At 37.9% G+C, this 21,456-nt stretch carries 18 protein-coding genes; 17 read left to right on the top strand and 1 reads right to left on the bottom strand.

Annotated elements, in window-relative coordinates; translation table 11 throughout:
- The first annotated feature begins 102 nt into the window (after positions 1-102).
- Positions 103-708, top strand: coding sequence for an RsfA family transcriptional regulator (locus tag EPL02_RS16120; protein WP_094910621.1), 606 nt, complete (start codon positions 103-105; stop codon positions 706-708).
- Positions 709-804: 96 nt separating this feature from the next.
- Here the strand turns inward: EPL02_RS16120 and EPL02_RS16115 are convergent, their stop codons facing one another.
- Positions 805-1,275 carry an N-acetyltransferase gene (locus EPL02_RS16115; protein ID WP_094910905.1) on the bottom strand — a complete coding sequence of 157 codons (471 nt, stop codon included), beginning with the start codon at positions 1,273-1,275 and terminating at the stop codon, positions 805-807.
- Positions 1,276-1,505: 230 nt separating this feature from the next.
- Here EPL02_RS16115 and EPL02_RS16110 point away from each other — a divergent pair, with 230 nt between their 5' ends.
- The 16 genes from EPL02_RS16110 to EPL02_RS16035 all read left to right on the top strand — a co-directional run bounded on the left by EPL02_RS16110 (position 1,506) and on the right by EPL02_RS16035 (position 21,163).
- Positions 1,506-2,840 (top strand): acetyl-CoA carboxylase biotin carboxylase subunit, encoded by a 1,335-nt coding sequence (locus EPL02_RS16110; protein ID WP_094910620.1) that lies wholly within the window; start codon positions 1,506-1,508, stop codon positions 2,838-2,840.
- A gap of 16 nt (positions 2,841-2,856) precedes the next feature.
- Complete coding sequence (locus EPL02_RS16105; RefSeq protein ID WP_094910619.1) at positions 2,857-3,069, top strand: biotin/lipoyl-containing protein; 213 nt, start codon at positions 2,857-2,859, stop codon at positions 3,067-3,069.
- 13 nt (positions 3,070-3,082) lie between these two features.
- The gene (locus EPL02_RS16100; protein ID WP_094910618.1) at positions 3,083-4,627 is read left to right on the top strand and encodes an acyl-CoA carboxylase subunit beta; all 1,545 of its coding nucleotides are present in this window, start codon (positions 3,083-3,085) and stop codon (positions 4,625-4,627) included.
- Positions 4,628-4,797: 170 nt separating this feature from the next.
- Positions 4,798-5,691: a 2-dehydropantoate 2-reductase gene (locus EPL02_RS16095; protein WP_094910617.1), complete on the top strand. Its 894-nt coding sequence runs from the start codon at positions 4,798-4,800 to the stop codon at positions 5,689-5,691.
- Positions 5,692-5,697: 6 nt separating this feature from the next.
- Entirely contained in the window at positions 5,698-6,081 is a 384-nt protein-coding gene (locus EPL02_RS16090) for a DUF3397 domain-containing protein (RefSeq protein ID WP_094910616.1), read from the top strand.
- 88 nt (positions 6,082-6,169) lie between these two features.
- On the top strand, positions 6,170-7,792 hold the full coding sequence (gene bshC / locus EPL02_RS16085; protein WP_131888226.1) for a bacillithiol biosynthesis cysteine-adding enzyme BshC: 1,623 nt from the start codon (positions 6,170-6,172) through the stop codon (positions 7,790-7,792).
- A gap of 332 nt (positions 7,793-8,124) precedes the next feature.
- Entirely contained in the window at positions 8,125-9,060 is a 936-nt protein-coding gene (rsmH, locus tag EPL02_RS16080) for a 16S rRNA (cytosine(1402)-N(4))-methyltransferase RsmH (RefSeq protein WP_094910615.1), read from the top strand.
- A 36-nt stretch (positions 9,061-9,096) separates the two neighbouring features.
- Positions 9,097-9,456, top strand: a complete 360-nt coding sequence (gene ftsL / locus EPL02_RS16075) for a cell division protein FtsL (protein WP_094910614.1) — start codon at positions 9,097-9,099, stop codon at positions 9,454-9,456.
- Positions 9,457-9,460: 4 nt separating this feature from the next.
- Positions 9,461-11,743, top strand: a complete 2,283-nt coding sequence (locus EPL02_RS16070) for a penicillin-binding protein (protein WP_094910613.1) — start codon at positions 9,461-9,463, stop codon at positions 11,741-11,743.
- Positions 11,744-11,811: 68 nt separating this feature from the next.
- The gene (locus EPL02_RS16065) at positions 11,812-13,728 is read left to right on the top strand and encodes a stage V sporulation protein D (RefSeq protein WP_094910612.1); all 1,917 of its coding nucleotides are present in this window, start codon (positions 11,812-11,814) and stop codon (positions 13,726-13,728) included.
- Between the two features lie 230 nt (positions 13,729-13,958).
- Positions 13,959-15,428, top strand: coding sequence for a UDP-N-acetylmuramoyl-L-alanyl-D-glutamate--2,6-diaminopimelate ligase (locus tag EPL02_RS16060; protein ID WP_094910611.1), 1,470 nt, complete (start codon positions 13,959-13,961; stop codon positions 15,426-15,428).
- 58 nt (positions 15,429-15,486) lie between these two features.
- Positions 15,487-16,461 (top strand): phospho-N-acetylmuramoyl-pentapeptide-transferase, encoded by a 975-nt coding sequence (gene mraY / locus EPL02_RS16055; protein WP_094910610.1) that lies wholly within the window; start codon positions 15,487-15,489, stop codon positions 16,459-16,461.
- Positions 16,462-17,811, top strand: a complete 1,350-nt coding sequence (murD, locus tag EPL02_RS16050) for a UDP-N-acetylmuramoyl-L-alanine--D-glutamate ligase (RefSeq protein ID WP_094910609.1) — start codon at positions 16,462-16,464, stop codon at positions 17,809-17,811.
- Between the two features lie 54 nt (positions 17,812-17,865).
- On the top strand, positions 17,866-18,972 hold the full coding sequence (gene spoVE / locus EPL02_RS16045) for a stage V sporulation protein E (RefSeq protein ID WP_397428324.1): 1,107 nt from the start codon (positions 17,866-17,868) through the stop codon (positions 18,970-18,972).
- 369 nt (positions 18,973-19,341) lie between these two features.
- Positions 19,342-20,247: a UDP-N-acetylmuramate dehydrogenase gene (gene murB, locus EPL02_RS16040; protein ID WP_094910607.1), complete on the top strand. Its 906-nt coding sequence runs from the start codon at positions 19,342-19,344 to the stop codon at positions 20,245-20,247.
- A gap of 142 nt (positions 20,248-20,389) precedes the next feature.
- Positions 20,390-21,163, top strand: coding sequence for a cell division protein FtsQ/DivIB (locus EPL02_RS16035; RefSeq protein WP_094910606.1), 774 nt, complete (start codon positions 20,390-20,392; stop codon positions 21,161-21,163).
- Positions 21,164-21,456: the final 293 nt, after the last annotated feature.

Below are 21,456 nucleotides of genomic sequence, written 5' to 3'. Positions count from 1 at the left end.
AAGGCAAGTTAAGAAATTCTGCCTTGAGAAGTTGAACAATAGTCTATCTTATCTAGTAGTTGCATACTTATTTAATAAGTACGGATAAGGAGGGATAGAAAAATGACTTCTTCTCGTCAAGATGCATGGACTCAAGATGAAGATTTACTACTAGCTGAAATTGTATTGCGTCATATACGTGAAGGTGGCACACAACTCGCTGCATTTGAAGAAGTGGGAAAGAAACTTTCGCGAACATCAGCAGCTTGTGGCTTTCGCTGGAATTCTTTTGTGCGCAAACAATACAAAACTGGTATTGACATAGCGAAAATTCAACGAAAACAGTTAAAATCACGCGTGATCACAAAAGATGAAGAACAGCCCGTGCGCTTCTCATATATAGATGGTCAATCGATTACTTCGTTAAGTGAGGTTATTCGTTACTTAGAATCGATTGAACAAATTCAGCAGCAGTCGAGTGGGTTACTGGAAGCAAATGAGGAGCTGCAGCATAAACTTGAACAGTTACAGCAAAAAGTGACGGTTCTTGAAAAAGAGAAAAAAGTGTTAGAAGGCAATCTATACACGGTGGAAGAAGACTATAAAGCGTTGATTGAAATCATGGAACGGGCTCGTAAGATGGTTGTTCTAAAAGAAGATGAAAAAAGTAGAAAAGTTAAATTTCAAATGGAGAAAAACGGTAATTTAGAACGAGTTGAAAATAAATAATAAAGCTTAGTACCTCATTTATATAAAAGCCCTTGACTCTTTATCACACTGTAGCTTAAAGATAAAGAAGATTCAAGGGCTTTTTTATATTATCTATTAGTTTGAGGTTGATACATCTTCTGGACTCCAAAGCATTGGATTTTCTCCTAAATCTCGCTCTAAATCATAAGAAGCAGGAGTAAAGCCCATTTTTGTCCAGAAATGACTAGAATGAACTCGTGGATTTGTTTTAATAGGCAACTTAAAAGATTTAGCATATTCAATTAGACTCGTGCCCAGTCCCTTTGATTGAAATTCTTGGAGCACTTCAAGCTTCCATACTTCAAGGTAAGGTTGGTGTGGCTTAAAGTAGTGATCATGCTTTTTAGACTGTTGGTACAAACTCATTCGAGCTACAAGACGATTTCCAATATAAATACCGTAAAACGGGGAATGAATCTCGTTTTCAGATATTTGGGCATTTAATTCTTCTAACATGGACAATTCTTGGAGCCCATATTGCTTAAACTGCTTAAATTCTTCAAGTGTTTTATAGTTAATGCGCAACTGCTGGACTTCATACATTATCAATCACTCCTTAGAAATGAGCTGCTTGTATAGCATATGAACAAATTTTCAAATATAGGATAGATAGATGAGAATAAAAAAAGTAAGCGTTTGCAAAAAAACAAAGGGATTTTAAGAAAATTGTAGAATTATACGTTTTGGGAGATTTTTTTCTCTTTTAGTCTCATCATACCATGGTTTTGAATAGACTTGAGAATATTTTATACTGCAGCGAAGGGAGAAGAAATATAATGAAAAAAGTTTTAATCGCTAATCGAGGCGAGATTGCTCATCGTATTATTAAAACTTGTCATACGATGGATATACAAACTGTTGCTGTTCATTCTACAGCCGATGAAAATCTACCTTATGTTAAAGCTGCTACAGTTGCTTATGAAATTGGAGAGCCTCCTGTTCAAAAATCGTATTTAAATATTGAGCGCTTGTTAGAAATTGCTCATAAAGAAAACGTTGATGCAATTCATCCAGGCTACGGATTTCTATCAGAAAATAGCACATTTGCTAAGCGTGTGGAAGAAGAAGGGTTTATTTTTATTGGACCATCTCCAAAAGTTATAGCAGATATGGGAGATAAAGTGAGAGCGAGAAAAATTATGCAAGAAGCAGGAGTTCCTGTTGTGCCTGGAAGTGAAGGGGCTGTAGCTGATATTGAAGAAGCGTGTAAAGTAGCTCAAGCTATTGGTTATCCGGTTATGCTGAAAGCTAGCGGTGGCGGTGGAGGCATTGGAATGGTTCGGTGTGATGATGAAAAGTCACTGCGTACAACATATGCATCGACAAAAGCGAGAGCTAAAGCATATTTTGGTCACGAAGAAGTATTTATTGAAAAATTAATTACAGATGCAAAGCATATAGAAGTTCAAATTTTCGGAGACCAGCTTGGGAATGCAGTTCACCTTTTTGAACGAGATTGCTCCGTACAGCGCCGCAATCAAAAAGTGATTGAAGAAGCGCCTGCAACATCGCTATCTATTGATACAAAACACCGTATGTATGAAACGGCCGTAGCCGCTGCTAAGGCAGTTCAGTATTACAATGCTGGCACTATTGAATTTATTGTAGATGCGCAGGAAAATTTTTATTTTTTAGAGATGAACACTAGACTTCAAGTTGAACACCCAATTACAGAGCAAGTTACGGGATTAGACTTGGTAAAGTGGCAGCTCTTAGTAGCTAGAGGGGACGCGCTACCCTTACAACAAGAAGAAGTTCAGCTTGCCAACCATGCGATAGAGTTTAGAGTATATGCAGAAGACCCTGTCACGTTTTTGCCTGCTCCTGGACAAATCACGCAGTTTTTGCTTCCAGAGCGTTCTTATGTTCGAGTGGATGCAGGGTATGATAGCGGAGACAAAGTAACACCTTTTTATGATCCGATGATTGCAAAGGTCGTTGTCACGGGTCGTACGAGAGAAAATGCAATTGAGCTTGCTAAAGCGTATTTCACGGAGGCATCAATTGAAGGAATTAAAACAAACTTACCGTTGTTTAAACAATTATTAAATGCAGAGCAATATGTAGCTGGAAAATACAACACAGCGGTATTGACAGAAGCTTTGAAGTGAAAAAGGAGGACTAAAAATGAAAGAAATGACAGCAACGATGGCGGGGATGGTATTAAATATTCATGTATCCGAAGGGGATTCTGTGACACAAGGTCAGGTGTTGATTATCCTTGAATCTATGAAAATGGAAATACCAATTGAAAGCACTTATGCAGGAACAATTGATGCAATTTTAGTTGGTGTAGGTGACTTTGTAAATGAAGGCGATGTATTAGTAACAATTTCTTAAAAGGAGTGAGCGTATGATACATACAAATGATTTACAAAAGCGCTATGAAGATAAATGTGAAGAAATTCGAGCAGGTGGAGACAAAAAATATCATGAAAAGTTAAAGCAACAAAATAAATTATTTGTTCGAGATCGTTTGGCTTTATTGTTTGATGAAGGTGAGTACAAAGAAGACGCGATGTTTGCTAATAATAAAGCGAAAGGCCTACCAGCTGATGGTGTTGTTACAGCCATTGGCAAGGTGAATGGTCAAACGGTATGCGTAATGGCGAATGATTCAACAATTAAAGCGGGGTCTTGGGGAGCAAGAACAGTTGAAAAGATTATTCGTATTCAAGAAACTGCTGAAAAGTTGCAGGTCCCAATGCTCTATTTAGTTGATTCAGCAGGAGCCCGAATTACGGATCAATTAGACATGTTCCCGAACCGACGAGGCGCGGGGAAAATCTTTCATAACCAAGTGCGTATGTCGGGAGTAGTTCCGCAAATCTGCTTATTATTTGGTCCTTCTGCAGCAGGAGGGGCTTACATCCCTGCTTTTTGTGACATTGTTATTATGGTAGATGGGAACGCTTCGATGTATTTAGGGTCGCCACGAATGGCTGAAAAGGTTATTGGAGAAAAAGTCACGTTAGAAGAGATGGGTGGTGCTCACATGCACTGTAGTGTGAGCGGTTGTGGAGACGTTCTAGTTTATTCGGAAGAAGAAGCAATTTCAAAAGCAAAATCGTACCTAAGCTATTTCCCTCAAAGCTTTCACCAAAAGCCAGCTGTGCTTGAAGGGAGGTTGCCTGTTAGTACGTCTAAAACACTGGGAGAGTTAATTCCTGAAAATCAAAACGTGCCGTTTGATATGTATGAGGCAATTGATACGTTGATTGATGAAGGAACGTTCTATGAAATTAAGAAATTATTTGCACCCGAACTTATTACAGGGCTCGCAAGGATGGATGGGAAAGTTGTTGGCATTATCGCAAATCAACCAAAGATAAAAGGTGGCGTATTGTTTGTTGACTCCGCTGATAAAGGAGCGAAGTTTATCCAGCTATGTGATGCATTCCATATTCCACTTTTATTCTTAGCTGACGTACCAGGATTTATGATTGGAACGAAAGTGGAAAGAGCAGGGATTATTCGTCATGGTGCAAAATTGATTGCTGCAATGAGTTCTGCGACTGTTCCAAAAATCTCTGTAGTGGTACGCAAAGCATATGGAGCTGGATTATATGCTATGGCAGGCCCAGCGTTTGAACCAGATTGTTGTATTGCCCTTCCTACAGCACAAATTGCCGTAATGGGTCCGGAAGCAGCGGTTAACGCTGTTTATTCCAATAAAATTAATGAGATTACCGATCCAAAAGAGCGAATGATGTATATCAAGCAGAAGCAGCAAGAGTATAAAGAGCATATCGATTTATATACGCTAGCTTCTGAGATGATTATTGATGATATCGTGCCAGCTAACGACCTTCGCCAAACTTTAATTGAACGATTTGCTTATTATGAAACAAAAGCAATAGCTGAAGTTCGAAGAAAACACCCTGTATATCCAGTTTAATTATAAGAAATGAGAGTGTAGAAAAGCTAGGTAAGGGCTCCTTACCTAGCTTTTTATTATAAAGAGATATTATTTTAATGGTTAAAGATATTTGCTAAACTAATAGAGCGTGTGCTACTTATGTAAAGAGGCATATCGAGAAAATAAACTAATAGAATGAGGAAATTTTAATGAGGATAGCAGTTATTGGAGGCGGTGCAATCGGCCTTTTAATGAGTTCATACTTGGCTGAGCATGCTCACGTTACTCTGTATACGAGAAGAAAAGAACAGAGAAATCAATTACGGACGAATGGAGTAACACTAAAGCATAAAGCGACTGAGAAAAATGTAAAGGTAGATGCGCGGATTTTAACATCTAATGAAAACTTTGAACAGTATGAACTTGTTATTATAGCGGTTAAACAATATGGTATTAAAGAGGTTATTCCTTATTTAATGAAAGCTTCAAAGCATACATCGCTATTATTTGTTCAAAATGGAATGAGTCATCTTGGTTTGGCGCAGAACCTTCCTCAGCATAATGTATACTTAGGTGTTGTTGAACATGGTGCAATGAAAGAGGCAGATGATGTTGTTATCCATTCAGGGGTTGGCATCACGCGCGTTGCTTTGTTTAGAGGAGACCACCTAATTCCCTTTCAACAGTTTCATTCGACTGAGTTTGGATTTGTTTGGGAGAATGATTGGTATGAGATGCTTATTCAAAAGCTAATTGTAAACGCGGTAATCAATCCTTTAACAGCTCTTTATCGAGTGAAAAATGGTGAGATTACAGCTAACCCATTTTTTTATAAAACAGCTAAAGCCGTTTTTAATGAGCTGCATGCTGTGTTACGATTAAAAGAACCAACAGCCTATTGGAATCGAGTAGTAGATGTTTGTGAAAAAACGGCTCAAAATCATTCATCGATGAGGAAAGATCTTCAACAGCAAAGAAAAACAGAGGTTGAATCCATATTAGGTTATATTTTAGAAGAAGCGGCTCAGCGCCAGGTTAATACTCCTATTATCCAATTTGTATATAATGGAATATTAGGGTTGGAAGATAGTGAAGGAAGGTGATCGGGAATGGGGAGCTTAGTTGCAAGCATCTTGGCTACGTTTATCACGCTGCCAGTAGTAGGTTTTTTTGTATTATACACCCTGCTCAAAAAAGTGATAAAAAATCGGCGTAAAGCAGTTCATATCTCTACATATGTCTCAACGATTTTTTTCATTGTATCCACGCACTACTTTGCCAAGCAAATTTTTAACCAGTCTTTTTTGTGGTTGATTATTTTAGTGCTGCTCGTTTTGGCGATGATTGTAATGCTTATAAACTGGCAGGTGAAGAAAGACTTACAGCTGAAAAGAATGACAAAAGGAATGTTTCGAATCAGCTTCTTTTTCTTTTTGTTTTCGCATGTGTTATTAGTTGTTAGTGGCCTAATCTTTGAATTATTAAAGTTATGAAGCATGTTACTAGACGTGTCGAGAAACAATATGGATAATGAAGCTAGGTAAACTGAACAAGTATTAGTTATAGAAAGGAAGTTCTTTCATGGAGATTACAGATGTCTCTTTATCAGCAACTAACAAGTTAACAGAAGAATATATACAGGGTAGCAACCAGGCTATGTCATACTTTGATTACAATATACATAAGAGTGATGTTTATAAAGAGCGCTTACAAGATTTGAAAAGCTATACTCATCCAAGAGAAGAGCTTGTTGAATACTTAATGGCATTTAACAAGAAATTAAATGCGTCAAATAAAACGTTAGAAAATATTGAAAAGCTTCGTAATCGAGATAGTGTTGTGGTGGTTGGAGGTCAGCAAGCAGGGCTTTTGACAGGACCTTTATATACCATTCATAAAATTATTTCAATTATCCTATTAGCAAAACAGCAGGAAAAAGAGATGGGAGTGCCTGTATTACCAGTGTTTTGGATTGCTGGAGAAGACCATGATTTTGCTGAAATTAATCATGTGTATATAGAAGATAAAGGACATATGCTGAAAAAAACGTTTAAGCAGTCTCTTAAAACAAAAGACATGGTTTCTCATGTTACAATTAATAAAGAAGCCTGTAGTGAGTGGATTGATAGTTTATTTCAATCGTTTGGTGAAACAGAACATACAAAAGAAGTGTTGGCTTTCTTAAAAAACGCCCTTCAGAACTCTCATACATTCACTGATTTTTTTGCATACTTAACAACAGAGTTATTTACACAGTATGGCTTAATTTTAATGGATGCCGCTTCAAAAGAAGTACGTAAGATTGAATCTTCCTTCTTTATTCAGCTTATTGAACAAAATGAAGCTTTATCTCAGTCTGTTATCTCTCAGCAGCAAAAGCTAAGTGGAGAATATCAAAAGGTAATTGATGTGGGAAGTGAAACGGCACATCTTTTCTACTCTCATGAAGGAAATCGTATCTTGTTAGAACGAGATGAAGCTCAGAATTTTAAAGGGAAACAAAATGAAGTATCCTTTTCAAAAGAAGACTTGATTCAACTCGCGAAACAGCGTCCAGAGTTACTAAGTAATAACGTAGTGACACGTCCGTTAATGCAAGAGTACTTGCTTCCAACGTTAGCTTTTGTTGCTGGACCTGGTGAGGTAGCGTATTGGGCAGAATTACAGCAAGCGTTTAATATCTTTAATTTTACTATGCCTCCAGTTGTTCCTCGCCTATCCTATACGTTAGTCGAGCGCAACATTGCAAAATATTTAGAAGAACTAAATATTGATTCAGAAAAAGCAGTTGTACAAGGTGTAAGTACAGAGCGAGAAGCATGGTTACATGCAGAAGTTCGTAACCCTTATGAAGGCTACTTTAATGAAGCGAAGGCAAAAATAGAAGAAATTCATAAAACTCTTCGTGAAAATGTTCAAAAAGAAGACAAAACGTTTGAAGAAGTTCTATTGAAAAATCGAGCAATTCTTCAAAAGCAAATGGAGACTGTTCAAAAGATTGTCGAATCTAAACAGCTCGTTAAGCACGATGTAACGCATACGAAATATAATAAAATTGAGTGTGCGCTTCGTCCTAATGGAGCTCCTCAAGAGCGAATCTGGAACGTCGCGTATTATTTAAATAAATATGGCATGCAGTTCGTGTCACAATTACTCAATGAGGAAGTCGAATTTAATCATCACTTAAAGGTTTGTTACCTCTAATAAAATCCTGCTGCAAAGCAGGATTTTTCTTTTGCAAAAGAGAAACAGTGTACATACACAAAGCAACCAAACAAATCCTTAACAGTTATTTTTTTACAAACACTAAAAATCATCATGGCGCCTTACTTTTTATGTCAGGAATATGTCTCATGTTTAACAAAATAAAACCTTTTGTAACAGAAAGACAAAATTCTACTTAATTCTTGTATAAATAGCTGAAAAAATGTTGAAATTTGATATATAATGAAATGGTATTGAAAATGTATAAAAGTTGCCTTTATTTTAAGGTGTTTATACATAATTAAGTAGTTTAAAAAGAAGTAGGTGTCAACATGTTTAATCACACAACTGTTTTGCTAAAAGAAGCAGCAGAAGGCTTAAATATTAAGCCTGACGGAATTTATGTAGACTGCACGCTTGGCGGAGCAGGTCATAGTGAATATATCGTCAAAAAGTTATCTGATGAAGGTAGGTTAATTGCATTTGATCAAGATGACATTGCAATTGAAAATGCAAAGGATAAATTAGCCCCTTATCTAAATCGAGTAACGCTCATAAAAAGTAATTTTCGTTATTTAAAAGAAAAGTTAGAAGAACATGGAATCACAGAAGTAGACGGGGTTTTATTTGATTTAGGTGTTTCGTCTCCGCAGTTAGATACCCCAGAACGAGGCTTTAGCTTTCACCATGATGCACCTCTTGATATGAGAATGGATACGAATTCAAGCCTTTCTGCTTATCATATTGTCAATGAATGGCCGTATGAAAAGCTTGTGAAAATTTTCTTTCAATATGGTGAAGAGAAATTCTCAAAGCAAATTGCTAGAAAAATTGAGTCATATCGTGAGCAAAAAGCAATTGAAACAACTCTGGAGCTTGTTGACATTATTAAAGACGGTATTCCCGCAGCTGCACGTAGAACAGGTGGGCATCCAGCAAAGCGCGTGTTCCAAGCAATTCGTATTGCTGTAAACGATGAACTTCAAGTATTTGAGGATGCAGTTGAACAAGCAATGGACGTAATCAGCGTTGGTGGACGAGTAAGCGTTATTACTTTTCACTCGCTAGAAGATCGGATTTGCAAAGTAGCATTTAAAAATGCGAGTACAGGCCCGCAGCTTCCACATGGATTACCAGTTATTCCAGAAGAATTTCAACCAAAGATGAAGGTAATTACGCGCAAACCAATTGTGCCTTCTGAAGAAGAAGTGGTTGATAATAAGCGAGCTCGTTCTGCAAAGTTAAGAATTATTGAGAAACTAAAGTAAGCGTAACAGGCAAAGAAAAAAGAGGAGGGGATTGTGTTGAGTAATGTAGCGTATCAAGTTAAACCAAACACGCAACATGAACAACAAAAGCAGCCGGTTCGTAAAGTTGTAAAAAAGTCGAAACGAAAGATTTCAGTCGGTGAAAAGTTTGTTTATACAGGTACACTTGCACTTATGCTGTTTGGTGCAGTTCAAATGATTTCTAATCAAGCGACGCTTTACAGTACAAATGCGGAAGTACAGGCGTTAGAATCAAACATTCAACAGCAAGAAACAAAAAACAATGAGTTGAAGCTTCAGGTAACAGAGCTAAGTGCGTATGAGCGAATTTGGGCAAAAGCAAAAGAACTAGGACTAAGTTTAAACGAAAATAACGTTAAAGTAGTCGAAAATTGAACCAATGAAAATGCCTAAGAAAAATAGCAATATTAGTACGGGAGCAGCAATATTGATTGTAATATTTGCATTGCTCTTTTTTGTATTAACAGGAAGGTTCTTTTATATACAGGCCACAGGGAAAGCTGAAGGTCAAGCTTTAGCCGAAATCGCACAAAAGAAATATACGAGAGAAACAACCATTGAAGGACAGCGTGGAACGATTTATGATCGCAACGGGGAAGCTATTGCACACGATACGGGAGCATATACGGTTGTAGCAATCCTAGACCCAGACCAAACAAAAGATAAAGACAAGCCAAAGCACGTAGTAGATACGGAAAAAACAGCAAAAGAATTAGCACCGCTGCTTAATATGAAAGAGGAAGAGTTACAGAGTTTGTTAGATAAAGGTGTAAAAAAAGGTTCGTTTCAAGTAGAGCTTGGCCCCGGGGGACGGGATATCAATAATACGACTAAGCAAAAGATTGAAAAGCTGAATTTACCTGGTATTACGTTCTTGCGAGATGCGAAGCGTTTTTATCCAAACGGAGTATTTGCTTCTCACATTTTAGGTTACGCACAAAAGAATGATGAAGGGAAAATCGTTGGAAAAATGGGGATAGAGCAAGTTTATGATAAGCAGTTAACAGAAGAGGATGGAAAAGTACTCTATCAAGCTGGTCAAAACGGAATTAAGCTTCCTGATCCCAAGGAGTCTATCGTTCCTCCTAAAAATGGTGACAACATTTACTTAACCCTTGATGAAAAAATCCAAACGTTCGTAGAAGACGCTTTGACAAATGCTCAAAAAGAATACGACCCGGATAACATTATGGCTGTGGTTGCAAACCCAAAAACAGGCGAGATTCTAGCAATGTCTACGAGACCAACGTTTAATCCAAACGTTCGTGATATAACGAATTATCGAAACCCTATTATTGAAGACAGCTTCGAGCTTGGTTCTACGATGAAAATCTTTACGCTCGCTGCTGCGATTGAAGAAGGCGTGTATAATGGCGAGGATATCTATCAATCAGGAGCTTACAAAGTTAGTGAAAAAGATGCGCCAATTCGTGACCATAACGGTGGTAACGGCTGGGGACCAATTACATTTAATGAAGGTATTCGTCGTTCGTCCAACGTTGCCATTGCGATTTTAGCGAATGAAAAGCTCGGCACAGAAACGCTCTTTAATTATTTAAAGGATTTCGGATTTATGAAAAAAACAGGAATTGATTTGCCTGGCGAAGCTTCTAGCAAACTGATTTCTAAATATCCAAGGGACCGAGTAACGACTGCTTTTGGTCAAGGTTCAGCATTCACTCCGATTCAGCAAATTCAAGCTGCTACTGCCATTGCAAACGATGGTAAGATGATGAAGCCTTACGTCATTGAAAAAGTTGTAGACGGTACAACGAACAAAGTGAAAAAAGAAACGAAGCCAGAAGTAGTAGGAAAACCTATTTCAAAAGAAACGGCTGATGAAGTACTTGACATTCTTGAAAGTGTTGTGTCTGAGGATGATGGTACTGGAAAAGCATACGCTATTGAAGGTTACGACGTAGCCGGTAAAACAGGAACAGCTCAAATACCGAATCCGAATGGGGGAGGATATTTGCGTGGACATGGTAAAAACTTATTCTCATTTATGGGGTTTGCACCAGCGAAAGATCCAGAGCTAGTAGTTTATGTAGCAGTACAAAATCCAAAATTAACTCCTCAAGAGTCAGGTTCAGCTCCGCTTTCGATGATCTTTAATCCCGTTATGAAAAATAGCTTACAAGCATTGGGGATTAAACCTAACGAAACGGACGAAGAAAAACAGAAGCAAAAAAGCACATCGTCTGAAATTAAACTTGATAATTATGAAGGTAAATCGATAAGTGACGTCACGAAAGAATTAGAAGCAAAAGGACTAACACCTGTCATTGTTGGAGAAGGCAAAAGCATCAATGACCAATTTCCTAAAGCTAATCACACCGTTATTAGTGGAGAAAAGGTATTTTTACAAACAACGGGTACACCAACGATGCCTGATATAACAGGATGGTCTCATCGCGATGTGATACGATTTACTGAGTTTATGAATGTGAAAGTTAGTGCATTAGACAGTGGTTTTGTGGTGACTCAAAGCATTAAGCCTGGTAAAGCTGTTAAAGAAGGAAGCTATTTAGTAGTAGAGCTTGAACCTCCTGAATCCCTTTCAGAGGCTTTAGAATCAAAAGAGAAACTGAAAGAAGAAGAAGTTCAAAGTGAAGAAGGTCAGGGAGATTCCGACGAAAAACCTGCTGAACCAACTGATTAGAAATACGTTCTACCCAAGAGTGTACAAGCATATATTGGAACGAGCCGATTCAGAGGAGGTTCTACTATATGCGGGTATCAGGAGTAACTGTTCGCAAACGATTAGCAGCAGTTTTAATTGCAGGTTTTTTAATCTTTTTAATTATTGACACAAGGCTTGGGTACGTACAGCTTTTTATGGGGGATACGTTGACAGAAAAAGCTAAGGGGCTTTGGAGCAGAAATATCCCTTTTGAACCAGAGAGAGGGAAGATTTTAGATCGGAACGATGTGCCACTAGCAACCAATAAAAGTGCGCCCACGGTGTTAATTATGCCAAGGCAAATTGAAGATCCGGCAAACACAGCTGAACAGCTAGCAAAAGTGTTAAATACAACGAAAGAAAAAGTATATGAGCAGATTACAAAGTCGGCTTCTAGCGTCTATTTACGCCCCGAAGGTCGTAAAATCTCACATGCTAAAGCAAATGAAGTGAGAAACTTGAACCTAAAAGGCGTGTACATCGCAGAAGACTCTAAGCGCCATTATCCATTTGGTAGTTATCTCTCTCATGTGTTAGGATTTGCGGGAGTTGATAATCAAGGTTTAATGGGCTTGGAACTTTACTATGATAAGGAATTAAAAGGTGAGCAAGGTTCAGTTAAGCTCTATTCAGATGCAAAAGGGAAAAAAATGCCCAATATTGCAGATGATTATACAGAGCCGGTTGATGGGCTGGATTTAAGACTAACCATTGATTCTAGAGTAAATACAATTATTGAGCGCGAGCTCGATAATGCACAAACTACGTATAACCCAGATGGGATGATTGCTATTGCAATGAATCCTAAAACGGGTGAAATCTTAGGAATGTCAAGTAGGCCGACATTTGATCCTGCTGATTTCCAAACAGTTGACCCAGATGTGTATAATCGTAACCTTCCTATATGGAGTGCGTATGAGCCTGGTTCCACGTTTAAAATTATTACACTAGCAGCTTCTTTAGAGGAAAAGAAAGTGGATTTATTAAAGGACCAATTCTACGATGACGGAGCGGCAGAAGTGGGCGGTGCCAAACTAAGATGTTGGAAGCGTGGAGGACATGGACAGCAAACTTTCTTAGAGGTTGTACAAAATTCTTGTAACCCAGGTTTTGTGGAACTAGGAGAGCGTTTAGGGAAAGAGACGCTTTTCAAATACATTCGTAACTTTGGTTTTGGTGACAAAACGGGTATTGACTTACAGGGGGAAGCAAGAGGTATTTTATTTCCGCTCGACCGTGTTGGTCCAGTAGAACAAGCCACAACTGCTTTTGGTCAAGGTGTAGCTGTCACTCCCATCCAACAAGTTGCTGCCGTAGCAGCGGCTGTAAATGGTGGAACTTTGTATACGCCTTATATTGCTAAGGAATGGGTTGATCCAAAAACCGGAAACGTGGTTCAGAAAAATGAACCAGAAGCCAAGCGCAAAGTTATTTCTGAAGAAACATCAAAACAAGTTCGCTTTGCTCTTGAGAGTGTTGTTGCTCAAGGGTCGGGTAAAAACGCGTTTGTAGAAGGGTACAGAGTTGGTGGTAAGACTGGAACAGCTCAAAAGGCAAAAGATGGGAAATATTTAGAGAATAATCATATTGTTTCATTTATTGGATTTGCTCCCGCTGATGATCCTGAACTAGTGGTATATGTAGCGGTAGATAATCCAAAAGGAACTACTCAATTCGGTGGAGTAGTTGCTGCGCCAATTGTAGGAAAGATTATGGAAGATAGCTTGCCAGTATTAGGTGTACAACCTCGGACTGGCCAAATTGAGAAAGAGTTGACATGGTTAGATACACCAATGATAAAAGTACCAAATCTTGTAGGGTTATCAAAAAAAGAGTTACAAGAGCAGTTAGTTAATTTAAAATTAGATGTGAGTGGTTCAGGGGAAGAGGTCATTAAACAATCACCTGAGGCTGGAACGAAGGTGAAAGAAGGCGAAACAATTCGAGTATACATGAGTAATTAAGTCATATATATATGAGTGATTACGTGGTACAATAGAAGATGTTTCATTTTATAGAATAAGTAATGACATGAACTGACTCTTTTATTCTATTCGTTTTATTCACTATAAGTGGAATTATCTACTTGTATGTTTGAGACAATTAAGCCTTGAGGGAGTTCCCTCGTGGCTTCTTTTTCTGTAAAATGTTCAAGATGATACTTCGCTTTACACATAGAGAGGACATGGTAACAATGGATTTAAGAAAGCTATTAGGGCATTTGCATGACTTCGTGCAAATTCCTGAAAACAACATTGAAATTACTTCAATTGAAATGGATTCAAGAGAAGTACAGCCGGGTGCACTATTTATTTGCATAAACGGTTATACGGTTGATGGACACGATTTTGCACAAACAGCTGTCGAAAAAGGTGCAGTGGCTATTCTGGCAGAGCGTCCGCTTAATATCGATGTACCCGTTATTTTAGTCAAGAGTACCAAGCGAGCAATGGCTGTGTTAGCTGATGCTTTTTATAGCCATCCAACGCAAAAATTACGTTTAATTGGCGTAACGGGAACAAATGGTAAAACAACCATTACACATTTAATTGAACATATGTTTAAAGCACAACAAAAGAAAACAGGTCTCATTGGTACAATTGAAATTCGTATTGGCGATCAGTCATATGACGTAAAGAATACCACGCCAGAATCGTTAACTTTACAAAAAACATTTGGTCAAATGGTAGAAGAAGATGTTGAAGTAGCAATGATGGAAGTTTCTTCACATGCACTTGATATGGGAAGAGTGCACGGATGTGACTTTGATGTTGCCGTGTTTACAAACTTGACCCAAGATCATTTAGACTATCATGAGACAATGGATGACTATCGTCGAGCAAAAGGGCTATTATTTGCTCAATTAGGCAATGCTTATTATAGCGACAAGCGCCCTAAATTTGCGATTTTAAATGCGGATGATGATGCATCAAAAGAATATATTCGCAGCACGGCAGCTACAGTCATTACATATGGCATTGACAATGAAAGTGATATACGTGCAAAAAATATTCAAATGACAAACGGTGGTACAACATTTACGCTTGTAACTCCTATGGAGAGCGTGGAAGTAACGATGCAGCTTGTTGGGAAATTTAGCGTGTATAACGTACTAGCAGCAACTGCAGCTTGCTTAGTGTCGGATATGCCACTGTCCATTATTGTCGAGGAAATAACGAAATTGCAAGGGGTCTCGGGTCGTTTCGAGTTAGTAAATGAAAACCAAGATTTTACGGTTATTGTTGATTACGCACATACACCAGATAGCTTGGAAAATGTCTTACAAACGGTAAAACAATTTGCAACAAATAACGTCTATACTATTGTTGGGTGCGGTGGAGACCGAGATCGTACAAAGCGTCCAATTATGGCGAGCATTGCCGCTTCTTATAGTACGGAGGCTATCTTAACATCTGATAACCCAAGAAGTGAAGATCCGGAAGCGATTTTAAATGATATGGAACAAGGGATTGAAACCGATAATTTTGTTACAATTGTTGACCGAGCAGAAGCCATCAAGTTTGCGGTATTAAAAGCTCAAAAAGATGATGTTATTGTCATTGCAGGAAAAGGGCATGAGACGTATCAGATTGTTGGTAATCAGGTTCTGGATTTTGATGATCGTGAAGTAGCACGTAAAATGATTAGGGAGCGAAATTTGTAATGAATTGTTTGAAACAAAAAAGAAGAAACATCAATACATTCAATGAGGAGGGAATGACATGCTAGAGCCAGCTATTTTATTAACCATCGGCTTAGCCTTCCTCATTACGGTTCTATTGTCGCCGGTATTCATTCCGTTTTTACGAAGATTAAAGTTTGGTCAGAGTATTCGAGATGAAGGACCAAAATCACACCAGAAAAAATCTGGAACCCCTACAATGGGTGGAATTATGATTTTACTATCAATCATTGTGGCTACGCTTATCATGGCTAATCAATATGCAGAGGTAACATATCGCACATTCCTACTGTTATTTGTAACAATTGGCTTTGGATTGTTAGGTTTCCTAGATGATTTTATTAAGGTAGTATTAAAGCGAAATTTAGGTTTAACATCAAAGCAAAAGTTTTTAGGGCAAGTGGTTATTGCGATTATTTTTTACTTCATCGCTAGGCAATTTGAGTTTTCAACTGAGGTAACCATTCCAGGAATTCCAACACCAATTGATCTTGGTTGGTTCTATGTTATCTTCTTAATTATTTGGTTAGTTGGTTTCTCAAACGCAGTAAACTTAACAGACGGTCTAGATGGTTTAGTATCAGGTACAAGCGCAATTTCCTTTGGTGCTTTTGCTGTTTTAGCATGGAATGTAGGTCAATTTGAAATCTCTATTTTTTCAGTCGCTGTTGTAGGCGCGGTTCTAGGCTTTTTAGTATTTAATGCATATCCAGCAAAAGTGTTTATGGGAGATACAGGTTCACTAGCCTTAGGCGGAGCTATTGCAACGATTGCGATTTTAATGAAAATGGAATTTTTACTTGTTATCATTGGCGGTGTTTTTGTTATTGAGACATTATCCGTTATGATTCAGGTAGCATCATTTAAAACAACGGGCAGACGCGTGTTCAAAATGAGTCCATTACATCATCACTATGAGCTAAGCGGTTGGTCCGAGTGGCGCGTTGTTATGACATTTTGGGCTGTAGGGTTATTGTTTGCAATGCTGGGAATTTACATTGAGGTGTGGATATAAGTGAAAACAATTGATGGTTATCAAGGTAAACAAGTCCTTATTTTAGGGCTTGCAAAAAGTGGTTTAGCAGCAGCGAAACTTGTGAAGAGTTTAGGAGCAAAAGTGGTTGTAAATGATCAGAAACCATATGAGGAAAATGATGCAGCTCAGCAACTTGAAGCGATTGGAATTAAAGTCGTTTGTGGTCATCATCCGTTAGAGCTACTTGATGGCGTGGAGGTTATTATAAAGAATCCAGGGATTCCTTATTCCAATCCTCTGCTTCAAGAAGCATTAAAGCGCAAGCTCTCAATTATTACTGAAGTAGAACTAGCATATCAAATTAGCGAAGCACCTTTCATAGGGATCACAGGGAGTAACGGAAAAACAACAACTACTACGTTAATTTATAAAATGCTAGAAGAGGATCGTAAAAGTCCGCTAATTGCAGGTAATATTGGTACAGTGGCTTGTGAAGTAGCGCAGGAAGCAAAGCCGGGAAACGTTATTGTGACGGAACTTTCTTCTTTTCAATTGATGGGTATTGAAACGTTTAAACCTAAGATTTCTTTATTCTTGAATCTATTTGAAGCGCACCTAGATTACCACGGTACAAAGGAAGAGTATGCGCAAGCAAAAGCAAATATCTTTAAAAATCAAACACAAGATGATTTTGCTGTAGTTAACATGGATGATTCAGAAGTAAAAAAAGCAAGTAAAAGTATTGCTGCACAAATTGTGCCGTTTTCTGTTAATGAAGAAGTAAAAGACGGTGCCTACCTATTAAACAACCAGCTTTACTTCCGCAACGAAGCGGTTATGAATGTAAAAGATGTTGTTTTACCCGGTAAGCATAATTTAGAGAATATTTTAGCAGCGATTGCGGTCGTTAAGTTATTAGGTTGTTCAAATGAAGCGATATATCGAGTGCTTACAACATTTGCAGGAGTTAAACATCGCGTTCAGTATGTGACAACCATTAACAAACGTAAATTCTACAACGACTCTAAAGCTACTAATATATTGGCAACAAAAGTAGCGCTGTCTGCTTTTACACAGCCTACCATTTTGTTAGCTGGTGGATTGGACCGAGGTAATGAGTTTGATGAATTAAAGCCATCGTTTGAACATGTGAAAGCTGTTATTACATTTGGTGAAACGGCACCAAAAATTGAGCGTGTCGCAAAAGAAGCAGGAATACAAGTCGTTAAACGTGTCGATAATGTTAAACAAGCAGTAATTGAAGCATATGACTGTTCAGAAGAAGATGATGTTGTACTATTATCTCCAGCTTGTGCAAGCTGGGATCAGTTCAAAACTTTTGAAGAACGTGGAGACATGTTTATCAAGTCTGTGCATAAACTGAAATAAGGGCTTGTCTAAACACCTAGAAAACAAGAGCCCTAATCTATTGTTTCGAGGTGCATGACATTGTCGACGAAAAGGTCTACGCCAGATTTTTTTCTTATAATCGTTACACTATCTCTTTTAACGATTGGACTTATTATGGTTTACAGTGCAAGCGCGGTATGGGCTACATATAAGTTTGAGGATTCATTCTTTTTTGCTAAGCGTCAGCTTTTATTTGCTGGGCTCGGCATATGTGCTATGTTTGTCATCATGAACATTGACTATTGGACGTGGCGCACGTGGTCCAAAACGCTTGTCATTATTTGTTTTGTACTATTAATATTGGTTTTGATTCCGGGTGTAGGTTTAGTAAGGAACGGTTCTCAAAGTTGGATAGGTGTAGGCGCTTTTTCAATTCAGCCGTCGGAATTTATGAAGTTCGCAATGATTACCTTTTTAGCCAAATATTTATCGGAGAATCAAAAGAACATAACCTCTTTTAAAAAAGGCATGCTACCAGCTTTATCTTTTGTTTTCTTAGCTTTTGGTATCATTATGCTTCAGCCGGATTTAGGAACAGGAACCGTACTAGTTGGAACATGTATCGTTATGATTTTTGTCTCAGGAGCTCGTATTAGTCACTTTGTAGGTCTAGGGTTATTGGGGATTGGAGGATTTGTTGTACTTGTACTATCTGCTCCATATCGAATTAAACGAATTACATCGTTTTTAGATCCATGGGAAGATCCGTTAGGAAGTGGTTTTCAAATTATTCAATCCTTATATGCAATTGGACCAGGAGGGCTTTTAGGGTTAGGCTTGGGACAAAGCAGACAGAAGTTCTTCTACCTCCCAGAGCCTCAAACAGATTTTATCTTTGCGATTTTGTCAGAAGAGCTTGGTTTTATAGGAGGCTCACTAGTTTTAGTGTTATTTAGTTTGTTATTATGGCGTGGTATACGAGTAGCTCTAGGTGCGCCCGATTTGTACGGTAGTTTCTTAGCGCTTGGGATTATTTCAATGGTTGCTATTCAGGTTATGATTAATATTGGAGTAGTAACTGGATTAATGCCGGTAACCGGTATTACACTGCCTTTTTTAAGTTATGGAGGCTCTTCACTAACCTTAATGCTTGCCGCAGTAGGAGTGTTGCTGAATGTTAGCCGCTATTCTCGCTATTAAAGATACGATACTAATGTAACGATAAACCGTCAATGAAACCTATGAAAAATAGGTGTTAATTGGCGGTTTATTTTGTTTCTTTACAGGTGTATGATATTTTTGAATGAAATGTTTTAAAAATGTAATGTTGTCATAACCAAATCTACTGTCAACTATGATATGATGTGAAAGATTGAGTGTTTTTTTATAATAAGCTAGCAAACCCTATTTACATAGGTTATTGCATGAAATATATTAAAACAATTGATAAAATAATATTGAAAGCTTCACTAAAATCTAAAATAGACGTACATTCTTTAGGTGAATGTCATACGATAAATAAATGTAATGATGGATGACAACAGTAAAAATGGTTAGTAGGAGGTTCTTATGGAAGCGTTAGTAAAAGAATTAATGGAATTAAATATTGGAAGAGTTCGTGAAAACGAACCGTTGTCCAAGCATACAACAATGAAGATTGGTGGGCCTGCAGATGTTCTTTTAGAACCAAGCTCTGTAGAAAATCTAAAAATAGCAATGGACATTATTCGCAAGCATAACGTGAAGTGGAGAGCTATTGGACGCGGCTCTAACCTATTAGTGTCAGATAAAGGAATTGAGGGTGTTGTCATTAAGCTTGGAGCAGGACTTGATGATTTACAAATTGACGGTGAGCGCGTTACAGTAGGTGGAGGATACCCTAGTATTAAACTTGCTACTGTTATTACCAAACAAGGTTTATCAGGGCTTGAATTTTCAAGTGGTATTCCAGGTTCAGTGGGCGGTGCAGTTTATATGAATGCAGGTGCTCATGGTTCTGACATGTCACAAATACTAGAAAAAGCTTACATTTTGTTTGAAGACGGAACGTTAGAATGGCTTTCAAATGAAGAGATGAAGTTTTCGTACCGCAACTCAATCTTACAAAAAGAGCGCCCAGGAGTTTGCGTGCAGGCAGTTCTACAGCTAAAGAAAGGAACTCGCGATGAAATCGTAGGGGTTATGCAAAAAAACAAAGATTATCGTCGTGAAACTCAGCCTTGGAACTTCCCTTGTGCAGGTAGTATTTTCAGAAATCCACTACCAAACTATGCGGGAGATTTAATTGAAAAGTCTGGCTTAAAAGGTTACTCAATCGGTGGAGCTCAAATTAGTGAAATGCACGGTAACTTTATTGTGAATACAGGCAACGGCACGGCAAGCGATGTCTTAGCATTGATTGATTATGTGAAAAAAACAATTAAAGAGCGCTTTGACATTGATATGCACACAGAAGTAGAAATAATAGGTCGTTAATGATAAAACAATGGAAAAAAGTGCAAAAACCAAGGGGATGGATCTTGATTGTATGCTATAATCAAGGTATTCTAACAAAGAATTTGGGAAAATGAGTAAGGGAGAGCAGGGAGCTTTCTCAACAGGGTAAGGGTGAAACAAAATGGATAAAGATAAAAGCAAGTTAATTGTTCTTGAAGATCGCGTGCCTAAGCTAAAAGAGCAGCGTAAGCATAAAGCAAATAGGCGGCTTATCTTTTATTTATCACTCTTTTTCATCCTTATTCTATTCATTGTATATTCGCAGTCATCCCTGAGTAATATTTCAAAAATTGAAGTTATAGGGAACGAATATGTGGGTAGTAAGGATGTTATAAAAGCAAGCAACCTAACAAATAAAACAAGCTATTGGGAAGTCGACAAAGATAAGGTCAGTGAGATGGTAGAAAAGCATCCTGAAATTCAAACAGCGACGATTATTAAAAGCTTTCCTAATAAGGTAACAATTAAAGTGAAAGAATACGAGCGCACAGCATACGTATTTTCAAACGGTACATATTTCCCCGTCAATGAAAATGGAAAAGTTCTCAAAGCAATCAAGAGCAGCGAAATGATATCAAGTGCTCCTTTGCTTGTAGAATGGAATGACCCAGAAGCTATTCAAGAGATGGTACAGGAACTAGCGAAGACGCCGGTAAGCCTTGCAAGTTCTATTTCAGAGATTTATTATACGCCTACCAAAGCAGAACCCCTTCAAGTTGAGGTGTTTATGAACGATGGTAGAGAAGTTAGTGCTAAGATTAAAAATTTCTCAGAAAAAATCGTGTACTATCCGGCTATTGTAAAAGAGCTAACGCCAGAACAACAAGGTGTAATTGATCTGGAAGGAAACTCTTTTACACCATATAAGAAAAATGAACAGAAGAGCGATGAATAGCTGCCCATTCTTTGAATGGATAGAAATAACAGCGAGTGCAGAACATGATATAACCTTAATGTGTTAAAAAAGGTAACATAATTAGGTAAACGTTGAAATTTCGCTTTTCTAGCTTTCATTCATGGTGTAGACTTATAGTTATAGTAAATAGTTATTCTATGAAAAAATATGCGTTCAGTACAAAACTGTATTCAAACCGATTAACTGAATGAAATTGAAAGATTAACATGAAAAAGTCGAAAAAAATTGAATTTACAAAAGGGAAACAGCTTAGTTTGTTGAATATTTTCATA

The sequence above is a fragment of the Bacillus sp. CBEL-1 genome, assembly GCF_004348885.1.
Lineage (GTDB): Bacteria > Bacillota > Bacilli > Bacillales > Bacillaceae_H > Priestia > Priestia aryabhattai_A.
The sequence above is the reverse complement of the archived record's forward strand: the minus strand, read 5'-3'. Positions and strand labels throughout refer to the sequence as shown.

What these genes read in the sequence shown, in the direction of transcription:
- bshC (WP_131888226.1), top strand. Translation starts at nt 6,170, where the DNA reads ATGGAGATTACAGATGTCTCTTTATCAGCAACTAACAAGTTAACAGAA.
- mraY (WP_094910610.1), top strand. Translation starts at nt 15,487, where the DNA reads ATGCTAGAGCCAGCTATTTTATTAACCATCGGCTTAGCCTTCCTCATT.
- EPL02_RS16120 (WP_094910621.1), top strand. Translation starts at nt 103, where the DNA reads ATGACTTCTTCTCGTCAAGATGCATGGACTCAAGATGAAGATTTACTA.
- EPL02_RS16095 (WP_094910617.1), top strand. Translation starts at nt 4,798, where the DNA reads ATGAGGATAGCAGTTATTGGAGGCGGTGCAATCGGCCTTTTAATGAGT.
- EPL02_RS16060 (WP_094910611.1), top strand. Translation starts at nt 13,959, where the DNA reads ATGGATTTAAGAAAGCTATTAGGGCATTTGCATGACTTCGTGCAAATT.
- rsmH (WP_094910615.1), top strand. Translation starts at nt 8,125, where the DNA reads ATGTTTAATCACACAACTGTTTTGCTAAAAGAAGCAGCAGAAGGCTTA.
- EPL02_RS16035 (WP_094910606.1), top strand. Translation starts at nt 20,390, where the DNA reads ATGGATAAAGATAAAAGCAAGTTAATTGTTCTTGAAGATCGCGTGCCT.
- EPL02_RS16090 (WP_094910616.1), top strand. Translation starts at nt 5,698, where the DNA reads ATGGGGAGCTTAGTTGCAAGCATCTTGGCTACGTTTATCACGCTGCCA.
- EPL02_RS16105 (WP_094910619.1), top strand. Translation starts at nt 2,857, where the DNA reads ATGAAAGAAATGACAGCAACGATGGCGGGGATGGTATTAAATATTCAT.
- EPL02_RS16110 (WP_094910620.1), top strand. Translation starts at nt 1,506, where the DNA reads ATGAAAAAAGTTTTAATCGCTAATCGAGGCGAGATTGCTCATCGTATT.
- EPL02_RS16100 (WP_094910618.1), top strand. Translation starts at nt 3,083, where the DNA reads ATGATACATACAAATGATTTACAAAAGCGCTATGAAGATAAATGTGAA.
- murB (WP_094910607.1), top strand. Translation starts at nt 19,342, where the DNA reads ATGGAAGCGTTAGTAAAAGAATTAATGGAATTAAATATTGGAAGAGTT.
- spoVE (WP_397428324.1), top strand. Translation starts at nt 17,866, where the DNA reads ATGACATTGTCGACGAAAAGGTCTACGCCAGATTTTTTTCTTATAATC.
- EPL02_RS16070 (WP_094910613.1), top strand. Translation starts at nt 9,461, where the DNA reads ATGAAAATGCCTAAGAAAAATAGCAATATTAGTACGGGAGCAGCAATA.
- EPL02_RS16065 (WP_094910612.1), top strand. Translation starts at nt 11,812, where the DNA reads ATGCGGGTATCAGGAGTAACTGTTCGCAAACGATTAGCAGCAGTTTTA.